Source organism: Pseudocitrobacter sp. 73 (assembly GCF_008369545.1).
Lineage (GTDB): Bacteria > Pseudomonadota > Gammaproteobacteria > Enterobacterales > Enterobacteriaceae > Pseudocitrobacter > Pseudocitrobacter vendiensis.
The window spans coordinates 127553-143219 of record NZ_VTZO01000020.1 but is presented as its reverse complement, the minus strand read 5'-3'; the positions used below and the strand labels follow the sequence as shown (position 1 = coordinate 143219).

Annotated in this window: 16 protein-coding genes; 14 read left to right on the top strand and 2 right to left on the bottom strand. The window is 54.5% G+C overall.

The genetic code is table 11. From position 1 onward, the window contains the following. Positions 1 to 73: 73 nt before the first annotated feature. The 7 genes from corC to rihA all read left to right on the top strand — a co-directional run bounded on the left by corC (position 74) and on the right by rihA (position 7218). Complete coding sequence (gene corC, locus F0Q32_RS19440; protein ID WP_149464389.1) at positions 74 to 952, top strand: CNNM family magnesium/cobalt transport protein CorC; 879 nt, start codon at positions 74 to 76, stop codon at positions 950 to 952. A gap of 22 nt (positions 953 to 974) precedes the next feature. After that, a complete protein-coding gene (gene lnt / locus F0Q32_RS19435; protein ID WP_149464388.1) occupies positions 975 to 2513 on the top strand; it encodes an apolipoprotein N-acyltransferase in 1539 nt (512 codons plus the stop codon). A gap of 442 nt (positions 2514 to 2955) precedes the next feature. Further along, positions 2956 to 3861, top strand: a complete 906-nt coding sequence (locus F0Q32_RS19425) for an amino acid ABC transporter substrate-binding protein (RefSeq protein WP_149464386.1) — start codon at positions 2956 to 2958, stop codon at positions 3859 to 3861. 161 nt (positions 3862 to 4022) lie between these two features. Beyond that, entirely contained in the window at positions 4023 to 4763 is a 741-nt protein-coding gene (gltJ, locus tag F0Q32_RS19420) for a glutamate/aspartate ABC transporter permease GltJ (protein ID WP_015965369.1), read from the top strand. Next, positions 4763 to 5440, top strand: a complete 678-nt coding sequence (gene gltK / locus F0Q32_RS19415; protein WP_149464385.1) for a glutamate/aspartate ABC transporter permease GltK — start codon at positions 4763 to 4765, stop codon at positions 5438 to 5440. Before gltJ ends, gltK begins: the two co-directional genes overlap by 1 nt. Next, positions 5437 to 6162: an amino acid ABC transporter ATP-binding protein gene (locus F0Q32_RS19410; protein WP_149464384.1), complete on the top strand. Its 726-nt coding sequence runs from the start codon at positions 5437 to 5439 to the stop codon at positions 6160 to 6162. Before gltK ends, F0Q32_RS19410 begins: the two co-directional genes overlap by 4 nt. A gap of 120 nt (positions 6163 to 6282) precedes the next feature. After that, on the top strand, positions 6283 to 7218 hold the full coding sequence (gene rihA / locus F0Q32_RS19405; protein ID WP_149464383.1) for a pyrimidine-specific ribonucleoside hydrolase RihA: 936 nt from the start codon (positions 6283 to 6285) through the stop codon (positions 7216 to 7218). A gap of 86 nt (positions 7219 to 7304) precedes the next feature. On the opposite strand, the gene F0Q32_RS19400 is transcribed toward rihA, so the two are convergent. Further along, positions 7305 to 7787, bottom strand: coding sequence for a zinc ribbon-containing protein (locus tag F0Q32_RS19400; RefSeq protein WP_149464382.1), 483 nt, complete (start codon positions 7785 to 7787; stop codon positions 7305 to 7307). A gap of 223 nt (positions 7788 to 8010) precedes the next feature. Here F0Q32_RS19400 and leuS point away from each other — a divergent pair, with 223 nt between their 5' ends. Genes leuS through nadD form a run of 4 tightly spaced genes read left to right on the top strand, consistent with a single transcriptional unit; the run spans position 8011 to position 12863 of the window. Next, positions 8011 to 10593, top strand: a complete 2583-nt coding sequence (leuS, locus tag F0Q32_RS19395) for a leucine--tRNA ligase (protein WP_149464381.1) — start codon at positions 8011 to 8013, stop codon at positions 10591 to 10593. Positions 10594 to 10607: 14 nt separating this feature from the next. Continuing rightward, the gene (gene lptE, locus F0Q32_RS19390) at positions 10608 to 11189 is read left to right on the top strand and encodes an LPS assembly lipoprotein LptE (protein ID WP_149464380.1); all 582 of its coding nucleotides are present in this window, start codon (positions 10608 to 10610) and stop codon (positions 11187 to 11189) included. After that, on the top strand, positions 11189 to 12220 hold the full coding sequence (gene holA, locus F0Q32_RS19385; RefSeq protein WP_149464379.1) for a DNA polymerase III subunit delta: 1032 nt from the start codon (positions 11189 to 11191) through the stop codon (positions 12218 to 12220). Before lptE ends, holA begins: the two co-directional genes overlap by 1 nt. A gap of 1 nt (position 12221) precedes the next feature. Continuing rightward, entirely contained in the window at positions 12222 to 12863 is a 642-nt protein-coding gene (nadD, locus tag F0Q32_RS19380) for a nicotinate-nucleotide adenylyltransferase (protein WP_149464378.1), read from the top strand. On the opposite strand, the gene cobD is transcribed toward nadD, so the two are convergent. Continuing rightward, positions 12838 to 13932: a threonine-phosphate decarboxylase CobD gene (gene cobD / locus F0Q32_RS19375; protein WP_149464377.1), complete on the bottom strand. Its 1095-nt coding sequence runs from the start codon at positions 13930 to 13932 to the stop codon at positions 12838 to 12840. The genes nadD and cobD overlap by 26 nt on opposite strands. A gap of 60 nt (positions 13933 to 13992) precedes the next feature. On the opposite strand from cobD, the gene F0Q32_RS19370 reads away from it, so the two are divergent. From F0Q32_RS19370 to rlmH, 3 genes are all read left to right on the top strand, one after another. Beyond that, positions 13993 to 14604, top strand: coding sequence for an adenosylcobalamin/alpha-ribazole phosphatase (locus tag F0Q32_RS19370; protein ID WP_149464376.1), 612 nt, complete (start codon positions 13993 to 13995; stop codon positions 14602 to 14604). 257 nt (positions 14605 to 14861) lie between these two features. Next, a complete protein-coding gene (rsfS, locus tag F0Q32_RS19365; RefSeq protein ID WP_041686290.1) occupies positions 14862 to 15179 on the top strand; it encodes a ribosome silencing factor in 318 nt (105 codons plus the stop codon). Positions 15180 to 15182: 3 nt separating this feature from the next. Next, on the top strand, positions 15183 to 15650 hold the full coding sequence (gene rlmH, locus F0Q32_RS19360; protein ID WP_108473933.1) for a 23S rRNA (pseudouridine(1915)-N(3))-methyltransferase RlmH: 468 nt from the start codon (positions 15183 to 15185) through the stop codon (positions 15648 to 15650). The last annotated feature ends 17 nt before the right edge of the window (positions 15651 to 15667 follow it).

Here is a 15667-nt window from a genome sequence, read left to right as displayed (position 1 = left end):
TTTTATTGCCGTCTAACGCTGAGTTTGCGCGTGACGGCCCTGATTAACTAACCATGAGAACCCAAACGACGCCATGAGCGACGACAATTCACACAGTAGTGACACAGTAAGCAGCAAAAAGGGATTTTTCTCCCTCTTACTCAGCCAGCTTTTCCACGGTGAACCGAAAAACCGCGATGAACTGCTGGAGCTGATCCGTGATTCCGGGCAAAACGACCTTATCGACGAAGATACGCGCGATATGCTCGAAGGGGTAATGGACATCGCCGACCAGCGCGTTCGCGATATCATGATCCCCCGTTCCCAGATGATTACCCTGAAACGTAACCAGCCCCTTGATGAATGTCTCGACGTCATCATCGAATCTGCGCACTCCCGTTTCCCGGTGATCAGCGAAGACAAAGATCACATCGAAGGGATTTTGATGGCCAAAGACTTGCTGCCGTTTATGCGCAGCGATGCCGAAGCCTTCAGCATGGACAAAGTGTTACGCCAGGCGGTTGTCGTACCTGAGAGCAAACGGGTTGACCGGATGCTCAAGGAGTTCCGCTCACAGCGCTATCACATGGCGATTGTTATCGATGAGTTTGGCGGCGTTTCCGGCCTCGTCACCATCGAAGATATTCTGGAACTGATCGTTGGTGAAATTGAAGATGAGTACGACGAAGAAGATGACATCGACTTCCGTCAGCTCAGCCGCCACACCTGGACGGTGCGCGCGCTGGCCTCAATCGAAGATTTCAACGAAGCCTTCAGTACCCACTTCAGCGATGAAGAAGTCGATACCATCGGCGGGCTGGTGATGCAGGCGTTTGGTCATCTGCCGGCACGCGGCGAGACCATCGACATCGACGGTTACCAATTCAAAGTGGCAATGGCGGACAGCCGCCGTATCATTCAGGTTCATGTCAAACTTCCTGATGACGCGCCACAGCCGAAAATGGAAGACTAAACTAACAGGACATTTCACCCAAATGGTATTTGCCTCTCTTATTGAACGCCAGCGCGTGCGCTTACTGCTGGCGCTGTTATTCGGAGCCAGCGGAACGCTGGCTTTTTCTCCTTATGATATCTGGCCTGCCGCGCTCATCTCATTGATGGGTTTACAGGGGCTCACTTTCAATCGCCGACCGCTGCAAAGTGCCTGGATTGGCTACTTCTGGGGGCTGGGGCTGTTCGGTTCCGGCATTCACTGGATTTACGTCAGTATCGCCCAGTTTGGCGGTATGCCCGGGCCGGTGAACGTTTTCCTCGTGGCATTACTGGCCGCGTACATGTCACTTTATACCGGGCTGTTTACCGGTATTCTGTCGCGTCTGTGGCCGAAAGCGAACTGGATCCGTGTCGCCATTGCTGCGCCTGTGGTATGGCAAATCACTGAATTCCTGCGCGGCTGGGTGCTGACCGGCTTCCCATGGTTGCAGTTTGGCTACAGTCAGATTGATGGCCCGCTGAAAGGCATTGCGCCGATTATGGGCGTGGAAGCGATCAACTTCCTGCTGATGTCAGTCAGCGGTCTGCTGGTACTTGCTGCCTGCACCCGCAACTGGCGTCCGGCGGCAATCGCCATCGTGCTCTTCGCGCTGCCCTTCCCGCTGCGTTACATTCAGTGGTATCAGCTTGAGCCACAGCGCGCGACGCAGGTTTCTCTGGTACAGGGCGATATCGCGCAGTCATTAAAATGGGATGAAAATCAGCTGATTAATACGCTGAAAATTTATCTCGATGCCTCGCAGCCGGAGATGGGCAAATCGCAACTGATTATCTGGCCGGAATCCGCTATTCCGGACCTGGAAATCAATCAGCAGAACTTCCTGCGCATGATGGATGACCTGCTGCGTTCGAAAGACACCACGTTGGTGACCGGTATCGTTGACGCGCGTCTGAATAAACAGAACCGTTACGACACCTACAACACCATCATCACGTTGGGTAAAGATAGCCCGTACAGCTACGAATCGAAAAATCGCTACAATAAAAACCACCTGGTCCCGTTTGGTGAGTTTGTTCCGCTGGAATCGATTCTGCGCCCACTGGCACCGTTCTTCGACCTGCCGATGTCATCCTTTAGCCGAGGCGCATACGTTCAGCCGCAACTGCTGGCGCACAACCTGAAACTGACAGCGGCGATTTGCTACGAGACTATTCTCGGCGAGCAGGTACGCGATAACTTCCGTCCGGATACAGACTTCCTGCTGACCATCTCTAACGATGCGTGGTTTGGTAAGTCTATCGGCCCGTGGCAGCACTTCCAGATGGCGCGCATGCGTTCGCTGGAGCTGGCACGTCCGTTGCTGCGCAGCACCAACAACGGCATCACCGCCGTGATTGGTCCGCAGGGTGAGATTCAGGCGATGATCCCGCAGTTCACTCGTCAGGTATTAACCACCTCCGTGACGCCAACGACCGGCTTAACACCGTATGCACGTACCGGCAACTGGCCGCTGTGGGTGCTCACCGCGCTGTTTGGCTTTGGTGCGCTGGTGATGAGTTTGCGTCAGCGTCGCAAGTAACCGCTTCCCCCCCTCACCCTAACCCTCTCCCACAGGGAGAGGGGACTGTTCGAACCCATTTTATGAGCCCTGCGCTGGTTTTCTCCCTCTCCCTGTGGGAGAGGGCCGGGGTGAGGGCATCAGCGCGCACATCTCCCCCTCCATCCTGGCACGCCAATTGCTTAATAAACACAGGCAGTAACGAATTCTGCATGAGCGCAACCCGGTAGCACCAAAACGAATCATCGGTAGCACCTCTACAGTGCAATCTGCGATTTTTGCCTCAAAATGGTGCGGAGCAGTTCGCAAAAATAAACAATAAATCAGCAAATTCTTTACATTAAGCCACACTAAATGTTAACAAACACAGATAACGCTGCACGCTGAAATTGCAGACGATAACAACACAAACATCACTATGGGTATCTATGCGCCGATGGCGCAGAGGATAAAGGAGTTGGATATGCAATTACGTAAACTGACCGCTGCTATGCTGGCGATGGGATTATGCGCCGGGCTGGCACACGCAGAAGATGCACCAGCGGCAGGTAGCACCCTGGACAAAATCGCCAAAAACGGCGTGATCGTTGTCGGGCACCGTGAATCTTCCGTTCCGTTCTCTTACTACGACAACCAGCAAAAAGTGGTCGGCTATTCTCAGGATTACTCCAACGCCATCGTTGAAGCCGTAAAGAAGAAGCTGAACAAGCCTGACCTTCAGGTGAAACTGATCCCTATCACCTCTCAGAACCGTATCCCGCTGCTGCAAAACGGCACCTTCGATTTTGAGTGTGGCTCTACCACCAACAACCTCGAACGCCAGAAACAAGCGGCTTTCTCTGACACCATCTTTGTCGTCGGCACCCGTCTGCTGACCAAAAAAGGCGGCGACATTAAAGACTTCGCGGATCTGAAAGGCAAAGCGGTTGTTGTGACTTCCGGCACCACCTCTGAAATTCTGCTGCACAAGCTGAATGACGAACAGAAAATGGATATGCGAATCATCAGCGCCAAAGACCACGGTGACTCCTTCCGTACCCTGGAAAGCGGTCGCGCGGTGGCGTTTATGATGGATGATGCCCTGCTGGCCGGTGAGCGCGCGAAAGCGAAGAAACCAGACAACTGGGAAATCGTCGGCAAGCCGCAGTCGCAGGAAGCCTACGGCTGTATGCTGCGTAAAAACGACCCGGATTTCAAAAAGCTGATGGATGACACCATCGCCCAGGCGCAAACCTCCGGTGAGTCAGCAAAATGGTTTGAGAAGTGGTTCAAAAACCCAATCCCACCGAAAAACCTGAACATGAACTTTGAACTGTCTGACGAAATGAAGGCCCTGTTTAAAGAACCGAATGACAAAGCTCTGAACTAATTATAACAACCAGGGCGGGACTACCTGCCCTCTCGATTGTTGAATAGCACGGACAGACTACAGGTCTGGCGGTCGTTCCCCGCCGGGCCCGAATATCGCAGTACGCCGTTCACCAATCTTCGAGGGTAGCACTGCTACCCTTTTTTTTCTGGAGTAGATTTATGTCAATAGACTGGAACTGGGGGATCTTTCTTCAGCAAGCCCCGTTCGGCAACACCACCTATCTTGGCTGGCTTTGGAGTGGTTTTCAGGTCACCGTCGCCTTGTCGATTACCGCCTGGATTATCGCCTTCTTCGTTGGCTCTCTGTTCGGCATCCTGCGTACCGTTCCTAACCGTTTCCTCTCCGGAATCGGCACCCTGTACGTTGAACTGTTCCGTAACGTTCCGCTGATCGTGCAGTTCTTTACCTGGTATCTGGTGGTGCCAGAATTGCTGCCGGAAGATCTGGGAATGTGGTTTAAAGCAGAGCTGGACCCTAACATTCAGTTCTTCCTTTCATCAATGATTTGTCTTGGCCTCTTTACCGCGGCACGCGTGTGTGAGCAGGTACGCGCGGCGATTCAGTCCCTACCGCGCGGGCAGAAAAACGCCGGTCTGGCGATGGGTTTAACGCTGCCGCAAACGTACCGTTACGTGCTGCTGCCGAACGCCTACCGCGTGATCGTGCCACCGATGACCTCAGAGATGATGAACCTGGTGAAAAACTCCGCTATCGCCTCCACCATCGGTCTGGTCGATATGGCCGCGCAGGCAGGCAAACTGCTGGATTACTCGGCGCATGCCTGGGAATCGTTCACCGCAATCACCCTTGCTTATGTCTTGATCAACGCCTTCATTATGCTGGTGATGACCCTGGTAGAACGTAAAGTTCGCCTGCCGGGCAATATGGGAGGCAAATAATGTACGAGTTTGACTGGAGTTCTATCGTTCCTTCCCTGCCCTATCTGCTTGCCGGGCTGGTAGTGACGCTGAAAATTACCGTGACGGCGGTGATCGTCGGTATCGTTTGGGGCACTGTCCTTGCAGTGATGCGCCTGTCGACATTTGCGCCCATCTCCTGGTTTGCCAAAACCTACGTTAACGTTTTCCGCTCCATTCCGCTGGTGATGGTGCTGCTGTGGTTTTACCTCATCGTGCCGGGGCTGTTGCAGGATGTGCTGGGGCTGTCACCGAAAACCGATATCCGCCTGATCTCCGCCATGGTAGCGTTCTCAATGTTTGAAGCCGCCTACTATTCGGAAATTATTCGCGCCGGTATTCAGAGTATTTCGCGTGGCCAGTCCAGCGCTGCGCTGGCGCTCGGGATGACCCATTGGCAGTCGATGAAGCTCATCATTCTGCCGCAGGCGTTTCGCGCCATGGTGCCGCTGCTGCTCACCCAGGGGATCGTCCTGTTCCAGGATACCTCCCTGGTGTACGTCTTAAGTCTTGCCGACTTCTTCCGTACCGCGTCCACCATCGGTGAGCGTGACGGAACCCAGGTCGAAATGATCCTGTTTGCCGGCGCCGTTTATTTTGTGATTAGCCTGAGTGCTTCGTTGTTGGTCAGCTACTTGAAAAGAAGGACAGCTCAATGATTACCCTGAAAAATGTTTCTAAATGGTATGGTCAATTTCAGGTGCTGACCGACTGCTCCACCGAAGTGAAAAAGGGTGAAGTGGTGGTGGTTTGCGGCCCGTCAGGATCGGGTAAATCGACGCTTATCAAAACCGTTAACGGCCTGGAGCCGGTACAGAAAGGCGAGATCCTGGTGAACGGGATTCAGGTCAACGATAAGAAAACCAACCTCGCGGCGCTGCGCTCAAAGGTTGGGATGGTGTTCCAGCACTTTGAACTGTTCCCACATTTGTCGATTATCGAAAACCTGACGCTGGCACAGGTAAAAGTTCTGAAACGCGATAAAGCAGCCTCGCGCGAAAAAGGGCTGAAACTGCTGGAACGTGTAGGTCTTTCCGCACATGCCAATAAGTTCCCGTCGCAGCTTTCCGGCGGCCAGCAGCAGCGTGTGGCGATCGCCCGCGCCCTGTGCATGGATCCAGTGGCGATGCTGTTTGACGAGCCGACTTCAGCACTCGATCCCGAGATGATCAACGAAGTGCTGGACGTCATGGTTGAACTGGCTAACGAAGGCATGACCATGATGGTGGTAACCCACGAAATGGGCTTTGCCCGTAAAGTGGCGAACCGGGTGATCTTTATGGATGAAGGGAAAATCGTTGAAGACTCCGAGAAAGAGGCCTTCTTCGCCAACCCGAAATCGGAACGCGCCAAAGACTTCCTGGCGAAAATACTGCATTAATCTTTTCGGCGCGCGCTTCAGAGTGCGCGCCGCTTCACGCTTTTCTGTTCATCCCCTCGAATGCATTGCCTTGCAGCGCTAACCTTGTCGCAAAAATGCCTGACCAGACAAGGAGTAACTATGGCAACCCCAATCATTCTCGACTGTGACCCAGGACACGACGATGCCATTGCCATCGTGCTGGCCCTCGCCTCTCCGGAGCTGGATGTCAAAGCCATCACCTCCTCCGCCGGAAACCAAACGCCGGATAAAACCCTGCGTAACGTGCTGCGCATGCTCACGCTGCTGAAGCGCTCCGATATTCCGGTGGCGGGCGGAGCGATTAAACCGCTGATGCGTAAACTGATTATTGCCGATAACGTGCATGGAGAAAGCGGTCTTGACGGCCCGGCGCTGCCGGAACCCGGTTTTGCCCCGCTTACCTGCACCGCTGTTGAGTTAATGGCAAAAACCCTGCGCGAAAGCGACCAGCCGGTCACGATTGTTTCCACCGGCCCACAGACTAACGTCGCCCTGCTGCTCAACAGCCACCCGGAACTGCACCCGAAGATCGCGCAAATTGTGATTATGGGCGGTGCAATGAGTCTGGGTAACTGGACGCCTGCCGCAGAATTCAATATCTTCGTTGACCCGGAAGCCGCAGAAATCGTCTTCCAGTCCGGCATTCCGGTGGTGATGGCAGGGCTTGATGTTACGCACAAAGCACAAATTCACGTTGAAGATACGGAACGATTCCGCGCCATTGGTAACCCAATTTCCACCATCGTTGCCGAGTTGCTCGACTTCTTCCTTGAATATCACAAAGATGAAAAATGGGGTTTTGTCGGCGCGCCGCTGCATGACCCGTGCACCATCGCCTGGCTACTGAAACCCGAGTTGTTTACCACCGTGGAGCGCTGGGTTGGCGTGGAAACGCAGGGCAAATATACCCAGGGCATGACCGTTGTGGATTACTATTTCCTGACCGGCAATAAACCGAATGCGCGGGTGATGGTCGATGTGGATCGTCAGGGGTTTGTGGATTTACTGGCAGAAAGATTAGCGTTTTACCATTAATAAAAGCCCGGTGGCACTTCGCTTGCCGGGCCTACGGAGAAGCCATATTGTAGGCCGGATAAGCGTAGCGCATCCGGCACAAATCCTTACGGCTCGAACGGCCTTCTCTGGAACTGGTCATGCCCGCATTTCGGGCACAGTGGCAGCACATCCGGCGTATACACTGCCAGGTGGAAATGACACTTCTCGCAGACCAGATTGCCCAGCCCTACCACCTCACCGCTGTGATATACACCGTGGTGATTGAGATCCTGAAAGACTTCACGCCATTCCAGCTGTGTTTTATCGGTAATATCCGCCAGTTCCTGCCAGATACTCTCCTTGATGACGCGTAAAAATACGCTGTCTTCTTCGTCGTCCTGGCTTTCACTGTAACTCATGGCGAACTCTTCCAGGTCACGCCTGACTGCGCGAATCAGTTCGTCCACCTCCGTTCGCGTTAACTCGCCGGTCTGAACAACCCGCGCACGCGCCTGTTCCACCAGCGCATCGATATCACGCTCACCGTTGCGTAGACGTTCGGTCAGCGTCGTCACCAGTTCGCGGTAAAATTGAGCAACCTTGTTCATTGTTTCCTCTCCCGGGCAGTTAACCTACTCTTATAATAGACCTTATTTCTTGTCTACTCTGTCAGCTACCCCACAGAGTTCGTAAATCAGTGTCCGGGCTTTTCATCGCCATAATGTGTGAAAGGCTGTTTTGACGATGCGCTTTGGGCTATGCTATGCGGATCTGATTACCACATCCATTGGCTACATTGTAGCTGTATTGAAAACAGGACCACTGGCTGCCATGCAAGAGCAATACCGCCCGGAAGAGATAGAATCAAAAGTCCAGCAACATTGGGACGAGAAGCGTACCTTTGAAGTAACTGAAGACGAGAGCAAAGAGAAGTATTACTGCCTGTCGATGCTTCCTTATCCTTCTGGTCGACTACACATGGGCCACGTGCGTAACTACACCATCGGTGACGTGATCGCCCGTTATCAGCGCATGCTGGGCAAAAACGTTCTGCAACCGATTGGTTGGGATGCGTTCGGTCTGCCGGCAGAAGGGGCTGCGGTTAAAAACAATACGGCACCGGCTCCGTGGACGTATGACAACATCGCCTACATGAAAAACCAGCTCAAAATGCTGGGCTTTGGCTATGACTGGAGCCGCGAGCTGGCAACCTGTACCCCGGAATATTACTGTTGGGAGCAGAAATTCTTCACCGAGCTGTATAAAAAAGGCCTGGTCTACAAGAAAACGTCTGCGGTCAACTGGTGCCCGAACGACCAGACCGTTCTGGCGAACGAGCAGGTTATCGACGGCTGCTGCTGGCGCTGCGATACCAAAGTTGAGCGTAAAGAGATCCCACAGTGGTTTATCAAAATCACCGCTTACGCTGACGAACTGCTCAACGACCTGGATACGCTGGACCACTGGCCTGACACGGTGAAAACCATGCAGCGCAACTGGATTGGCCGTTCCGAAGGTGTGGAAATCTCCTTCGACGTAAACGACTACGCCGACAAACTGACCGTCTACACCACCCGTCCAGACACCTTTATGGGTTGTACTTACCTGGCTGTCGCCGCAGGCCACCCGCTGGCCCAGCAGGCTGCTGCCAACAATCCAACGCTAGCGACTTTCGTTGACGAATGCCGTAACACCAAAGTGGCCGAAGCCGATATGGCGACCATGGAGAAAAAAGGCGTCGACACCGGCTTTAAAGCCATTCATCCGCTGACCGGCGAAGCGATTCCGGTTTGGGCGGCTAACTTTGTTCTGATGGAATACGGCACCGGCGCCGTCATGGCCGTTCCGGGTCACGATCAGCGCGACTACGAGTTCGCCACCAAATACGGTCTGAACATCAAGCCGGTTATCCTGGCGGCTGACGGTTCGAAACCGGATCTCTCCGAGCAAGCGCTGACCGAAAAAGGCACCCTGTTCAACTCCGGCGAATTCGACGGTCTGAGCTATGAAGACGGCTTTAACGCCATTGCCGACAAACTGGCCTCTATGGGCGTGGGCGAACGTAAAGTGAACTACCGTCTGCGCGACTGGGGTGTTTCCCGTCAGCGTTACTGGGGCGCGCCGATTCCGATGGTGACACTGGAAGACGGCACCGTTATCCCAACGCCTGAAGATCAGCTGCCGGTTATCCTGCCGGAAGATGTGGTTATGGACGGTATCACCAGCCCAATTAAAGCTGACCCGGAGTGGGCGAAAACCACCGTTAACGGTCAGCCAGCGCTGCGTGAAACCGACACCTTTGACACCTTTATGGAATCTTCATGGTACTACGCGCGCTACACCTGCCCGCAGTATCAGGAAGGTATGCTGGATTCAGACGCGGCCAACTACTGGTTGCCGGTGGATATCTACATTGGCGGTATCGAACACGCCATCATGCACCTGCTTTACTTCCGCTTCTTCCACAAACTGATGCGCGACGCAGGCATGGTGAACTCTGACGAACCGGCTAAACAGCTGCTGTGTCAGGGCATGGTGCTGGCTGATGCCTTCTACTATGTTGGCGAAAACGGCGAGCGTAACTGGGTTTCCCCGGTTGATGCTATCGTTGAACGTGACGACAAAGGTCGTATCGTGAAAGCGAAGGACGCGGCAGGCCATGAGCTGGTGTATACCGGCATGAGCAAAATGTCCAAGTCCAAAAACAACGGCATCGACCCGCAGGTGATGGTTGAGCGCTACGGCGCAGACACCGTTCGTCTGTTCATGATGTTTGCTTCCCCGGCAGATATGACCCTGGAATGGCAGGAATCCGGCGTGGAAGGGGCTAACCGCTTCCTGAAACGTGTCTGGAAACTGGTTTATGAGCACACATCTCAGGGCCCGGTTGTGGCGCTGAACGTGGATGCGCTGAGCGAAGATCAACAAGCGCTGCGCCGCGACGTTCATAAAACCATCGCCAAAGTCACCGATGATATCGGTCGCCGTCAGACCTTCAACACCGCGATCGCGGCGATCATGGAGCTGATGAACAAACTGGCGAAAGCGTCGGTGGAAGGCGAGCAGGATCGCGCTCTGATGCAGGAAGCGCTGCTGGCGGTTGTTCGTATGCTCAACCCGTTCACGCCGCACGCCAGCTTTACCCTGTGGCGTGAACTGGGCGGTGAAGGTGATATCGACAACGCACCGTGGCCGGTGGCTGACGAAAAAGCGATGGTGGAAAACACCACGCTGGTTGTCGTCCAGGTGAACGGTAAAGTACGCGGGAAAATCACCGTGGCCGTTGACGCAACCGAAGAACAGGTTCGTGAACGTGCAGGCCAGGAACACCTGGTCGCGAAATACCTTGATGGCGTTACCGTGCGTAAAGTGATTTACGTACCGGGTAAACTCCTTAACCTGGTCGTGGGCTAAGCGCGGGAGGAAGCGTGCGATATCTGACAACTCTGTTGTTATCTTTGGCGGTGCTGGTCACCGCCGGATGTGGCTGGCATCTGCGTAGCACTACGCAGGTTCCGAGCGAAATGAAAACGATGATCTTCCAGTCCGGCGATCCGAACGGCCCGTTAAGCCGTGCGGTACGTAATCAGCTGCGTCTGAACGACATCACTCTGCTGGAAGACAGCACTCTGCGTAAAGATGTGCCGTCGCTGCGTATTATCACCAGCAGCATGTCGAAAGATACGGCATCCGTGTTCCAGAACGGCCAGACGGCGGAATACCAGATGGTATTAACCGTGCGTGCGTCGGTGCTGATCCCGGGGCAGGATATCTTCCCTATCTCGACCAAAGTGTACCGTTCGTTCTTCGATAACCCGCAGCGTGCGCTGGCGAAAGATGCCGAGCAAACAATTATCATCAACGAAATGTACGATAAAGCGGCTGAACAGCTGATCCGTAAACTGCCGAGCGTACACATCGCCGACAGCAAAACGGCACCAGATACCATTCCGATGGCGGAAGAATCGCCGATTGGTCCTGGCCGTGTCTCCACCACTCTGGGTAACTGATGATTCGGTTGTATCCAGAACAACTCCGCGCGCAGCTCTCTGAAGGGCTGCGCGCGGCGTATCTGCTGCTCGGTAGCGATCCGCTGCTGCTTCAGGAGAGCCAGGACGCCGTGCGCCATATGGCCACTGAGCAGGGCTTTACCGAGCACCACACCTTTTCCCTCGATGCCAGCACCGACTGGAACGAGATCTTCTCGCTGAGTCAGGCCCTGAGCCTGTTCTCCAGCCGCCAGACGCTGTTACTGCTGCTGCCGGAAAACGGGCCAAATGCCGCCATCAACGAACAACTGGCGCGCCTGGTTTCACTGCTGCATGACGATTTGCTGCTCATTATTCGCGGCAACAAGCTTACCAAAGCGCAGGAAAATGCGGCCTGGGTGAGCGCGCTTGCCAGCAATGCCGTTCAGGTAAGCTGTCAGACGCCAGAACAAGCCCAGCTTCCGCGCTGGTTAGCGACGCGTGCAAAACAACTGAATCTTCAGTTAGATGAGCCCGCCAGCCAACTGTTGTGTTACTGCTATGAAGGCAACCTGTTGGCGTTGTCGCAGGCGCTGGAACGTTTATCACTGCTTTGGCCGGACGGTAAACTGACGCTACCGCGCGTAGAGCAGGCGGTGAATGATGCGGCGCACTTTACGCCCTTCCACTGGGTCGATGCCCTGTTAGCGGGGAAAAGCAAACGCGCCCTGCACATCCTGCAACAGTTGCGGCTTGAAGGCAGCGAGCCGGTCATTTTGCTGCGTACCGTGCAACGCGAATTGCTGTTACTGGTGAACCTCAAGCGCCAAAGCGCTCACATGCCGCTGCGCGCCCTGTTTGATAAACATCGCGTCTGGCAGAATCGCCGTGGTCTGGTAGGCGACGCCATTAATCGTCTGAGTAGCGACCAGTTACGTCAGGCGGTCACCCTGCTGATGCAGGCGGAACTTACTTTGAAGCAGGATTACGGTCAGTCTGTCTGGGCTGAACTGGAAAGCCTGTCGCTACTGCTTTGCCATAAAGCCTTAGCCGACGTATTTATTGACGGATGATATGACAAAGCTTCAGGCACTGTTTGGCGGTACTTTCGATCCCATTCATTATGGTCATCTGAAGCCGGTAGAAATTCTGGCAAATCAGATAGGGTTATCGCGCATAATTATTATGCCCAATAACGTCCCGCCGCACCGTCCGCAGCCGGAAGCCACCAGCGACCAGCGCAAACACATGGTGGAACTGGCGATTGCCGATAAACCGTTATTTGTACTGGATGAACGTGAGCTGCGCCGTGACATGCCGTCGTATACGGCGCAAACCTTACAGGAGTGGCGTCAGGAAGAAGGGTCGGAAGCACCGCTGGCATTCATCATCGGCCAGGACTCCCTGCTGACGTTTCCCACCTGGCACCAGTACGAAACTATCCTTGAGAACGCGCATTTGATTGTGACGCGTCGTCCCGGTTATCCGATGACCATGCAGCAGCCAGAGCATCAGCAGTGGCTGGATGACCGGTTGACGCTGCGTTCGGAAGATCTGCACGAACAGCCTGCGGGGAAAATCTTTCTCGCCGAGACGCCGTGGTTTGATATCTCCGCCACCATTATTCGCGAGCGATTACAAAACGGCGAATCCTGCGACGAAATGATGCCCGCGCCAGTGCTGGAGTACATCATGCAGCAGGGCTTGTACCGCTAAATACAGAATTCAACGCCTGGCACAGCCGGGCGTTTTCTTCCCGACTGCGGATCGCCACACGGTAATAGCGCTCGTCCAGCCCCGGATAATTCGCACAACTGCGGATGAGTACATGGCGCGTCAACAGCGCCTGCTGTAAATCCAGGCCCAGAACATTACAGCGTAAGAACAGATAGTTCGCACGCCCTTCCCAAACCGTAAGCCCGGAAAAACCTCTCAGCTGCGTCAGCAAACCTTCGCGTTCCCGCGCCAGCCACTGCCAGGTTGCCTGCTGATATGAATGGTCGCACAGGACCATCTCCCCCGCCAATGCGGCAAACGCATTGATAGACCAGGGCATCTGGCGCTGGCGCATTCGCGCCACGGCGTCAGCGTCGCTGTTCAGCAGATACCCCAGACGCAGCCCCGGAATGGCATAGAATTTGGTTAGCGAGCGCAGCACCCAAACATGCGGATTATTCTTCAGGTGCGGGATCAGCCCCGGTTCATCAGGAAGGAAATCGAGAAACGCCTCATCCACCACCAGCGTTATCGACAGCGCCCGACAGCGTTCAACAATCGCCGCCAGTAATGATGCGTCAGGATAAAGCCCGGTCGGGTTATTCGGCGTACACAGAAACAGGCAATCCAGCTCAGCGGTCAGGGCCGGAAGTATGCGTTCGGTAAGCTGCCAGCCCTCTTCTTCGCACAGGGAAAATTCGCTGATCTGACAACCGACCTGCGCCAGCGCGCGTCGATATTCCGCAAACCCCGGCGTCACCAGCATGGCTCGCTGCGGTTGAAGCCCCTGCGCCAGCGTATAAATTGACTCCGTTTCGCCATTACCGGCCAGAATCCACTCAGCGGGAACATCATGGTGCGCCGCCAGTTGCTGGTGCAGGCGCTGATACTCCACATCCGGATAACGTTCCGCCACGCCAATTTGCGTCACTAACGCTTGTTTGAGCGGTTCCGGCATACCCAATGGATTGATATTCGCGCTAAAATCAACGAGCAATGCGGGGTCAATGCCCAGCATTTGCGCCGCCTCGCGAATATTACCGCCGTGGGTGCTGGTAAGCTTAGCCATGATACTTCTCCGCCAAAAAGCAGTATCTTACTTCAGTTTGTTGATTCAGGGAGAAACACAATGAAACTCTGGCTGGTACGTCACGGAGAAACCCAGGCGAACGTCGATGGGTTGTACTCTGGCCACTCACCTACCCCGCTGACGGCGAAAGGCATCGGGCAAGCCGAGACACTCGGTACGCTTCTGCAACAGGTACCTTTTGATCATGTGATGTGCAGCGAACTCGAACGCACGCAACAAACGGCGCGCCTTCTGCTGGGCGATCGTCCACTGGTGCCCGAAATTGTCCCGCAGCTTAATGAGATGTTTTTTGGCGACTGGGAGATGCGTCATCACCGTGATTTGATGGTCGAAGACGCAGCCAATTATGACGCCTGGTGTAACGACTGGCAGAATGCGGTTCCCACTAACGGCGAAGGTTTTCAGGCCTTCTCAGCGCGGGTTAATACCTTTATCGACAGGCTTCCTCACACAGATTATCAGAACCTTCTACTAATCAGTCATCAGGGGGTCTTAAGACTTTTAACCGCACTTTTACTGAAGATGCCCTCGTCAGCAATGTGGCATTTTCGCATCGACCAGGGTGCATGGAGTGTGATTGAGTTTACCCCCACGTTTGCCACACTTCGCGTCCTCAATAGCCGCGCGCGCTGGCAGCCGGAAGCGGGATAATCCCGATTTCTACCGCCGCGCCCGGCGCAGCCATTGACACCCGGCGACAGCCTGTTATCCTCCGCAGCCAGAATCATTCCACATGCAGCTATTGGCAAAAATTGTTTTACAAAAATGGCGATGCATTCGTTATTAATGAATGGGATGATAGCCCGCCTTACGACCCGTCCGGTGACATTTGTCCCGACAACGCCTTCAGTTCGGGTATACTGTCGGGCTCTACGACTATTTTCTTCACACACCCAAGGGGAACACACTTGCAGGGTAAAGCACTCCAGGATTTTGTAATCGACAAAATTGATGACCTGAAAGGTCAGGACATCGTGGCTATCGACGTTCACGGTAAATCCAGCATCACCGATTGCATGGTGATCTGCACCGGCACGTCCAGCCGTCATGTCATGTCTATCGCCGATCATGTTGTTCAGGAATCTCGCGCTGCGGGCTTAATGCCGCTGGGCGTGGAAGGCGAAAACGTCGCCGATTGGGTTGTTGTCGATTTAGGCGATGTGATTGTCCACGTCATGCAGGAAGAGAGCCGTCGCCTGTATGAACTGGAAAAGCTCTGGAGTTAAGTTGTGAAGCTGCAGTTGGTCGCCGTCGGCACCAAAATGCCGGATTGGGTTCAAACCGGGTTTACTGAATATTTGCGCCGTTTTCCGAAAGACATGCCGTTTGAGCTGGTAGAAATTCCTGCCGGTAAGCGCGGTAAGAATGCGGACATCAAACGTATTCTCGATAAAGAAGGCGAGCTGATGCTCGCCGCCGCCGGTAAAAATCGCATTGTCACGCTCGATATTCCCGGCAAACCGTGGGATACGCCGCATCTGGCAGTCGAACTGGAGCGCTGGAAGCAGGATGGCCGCGACGTCAGCCTGCTGATTGGCGGGCCTGAGGGGCTTTCTCCGGCCTGCAAAGCCGCCGCTGAACAGAGCTGGTCGCTTTCGAATCTGACGATGCCGCACCCGCTGGTGCGCGTGCTGGTCGCCGAGAGCCTGTACCGGGCGTGGAGCATCACCACCAACCACCCTTACCACCGCGAGTAATGATGACCAGGGTAATT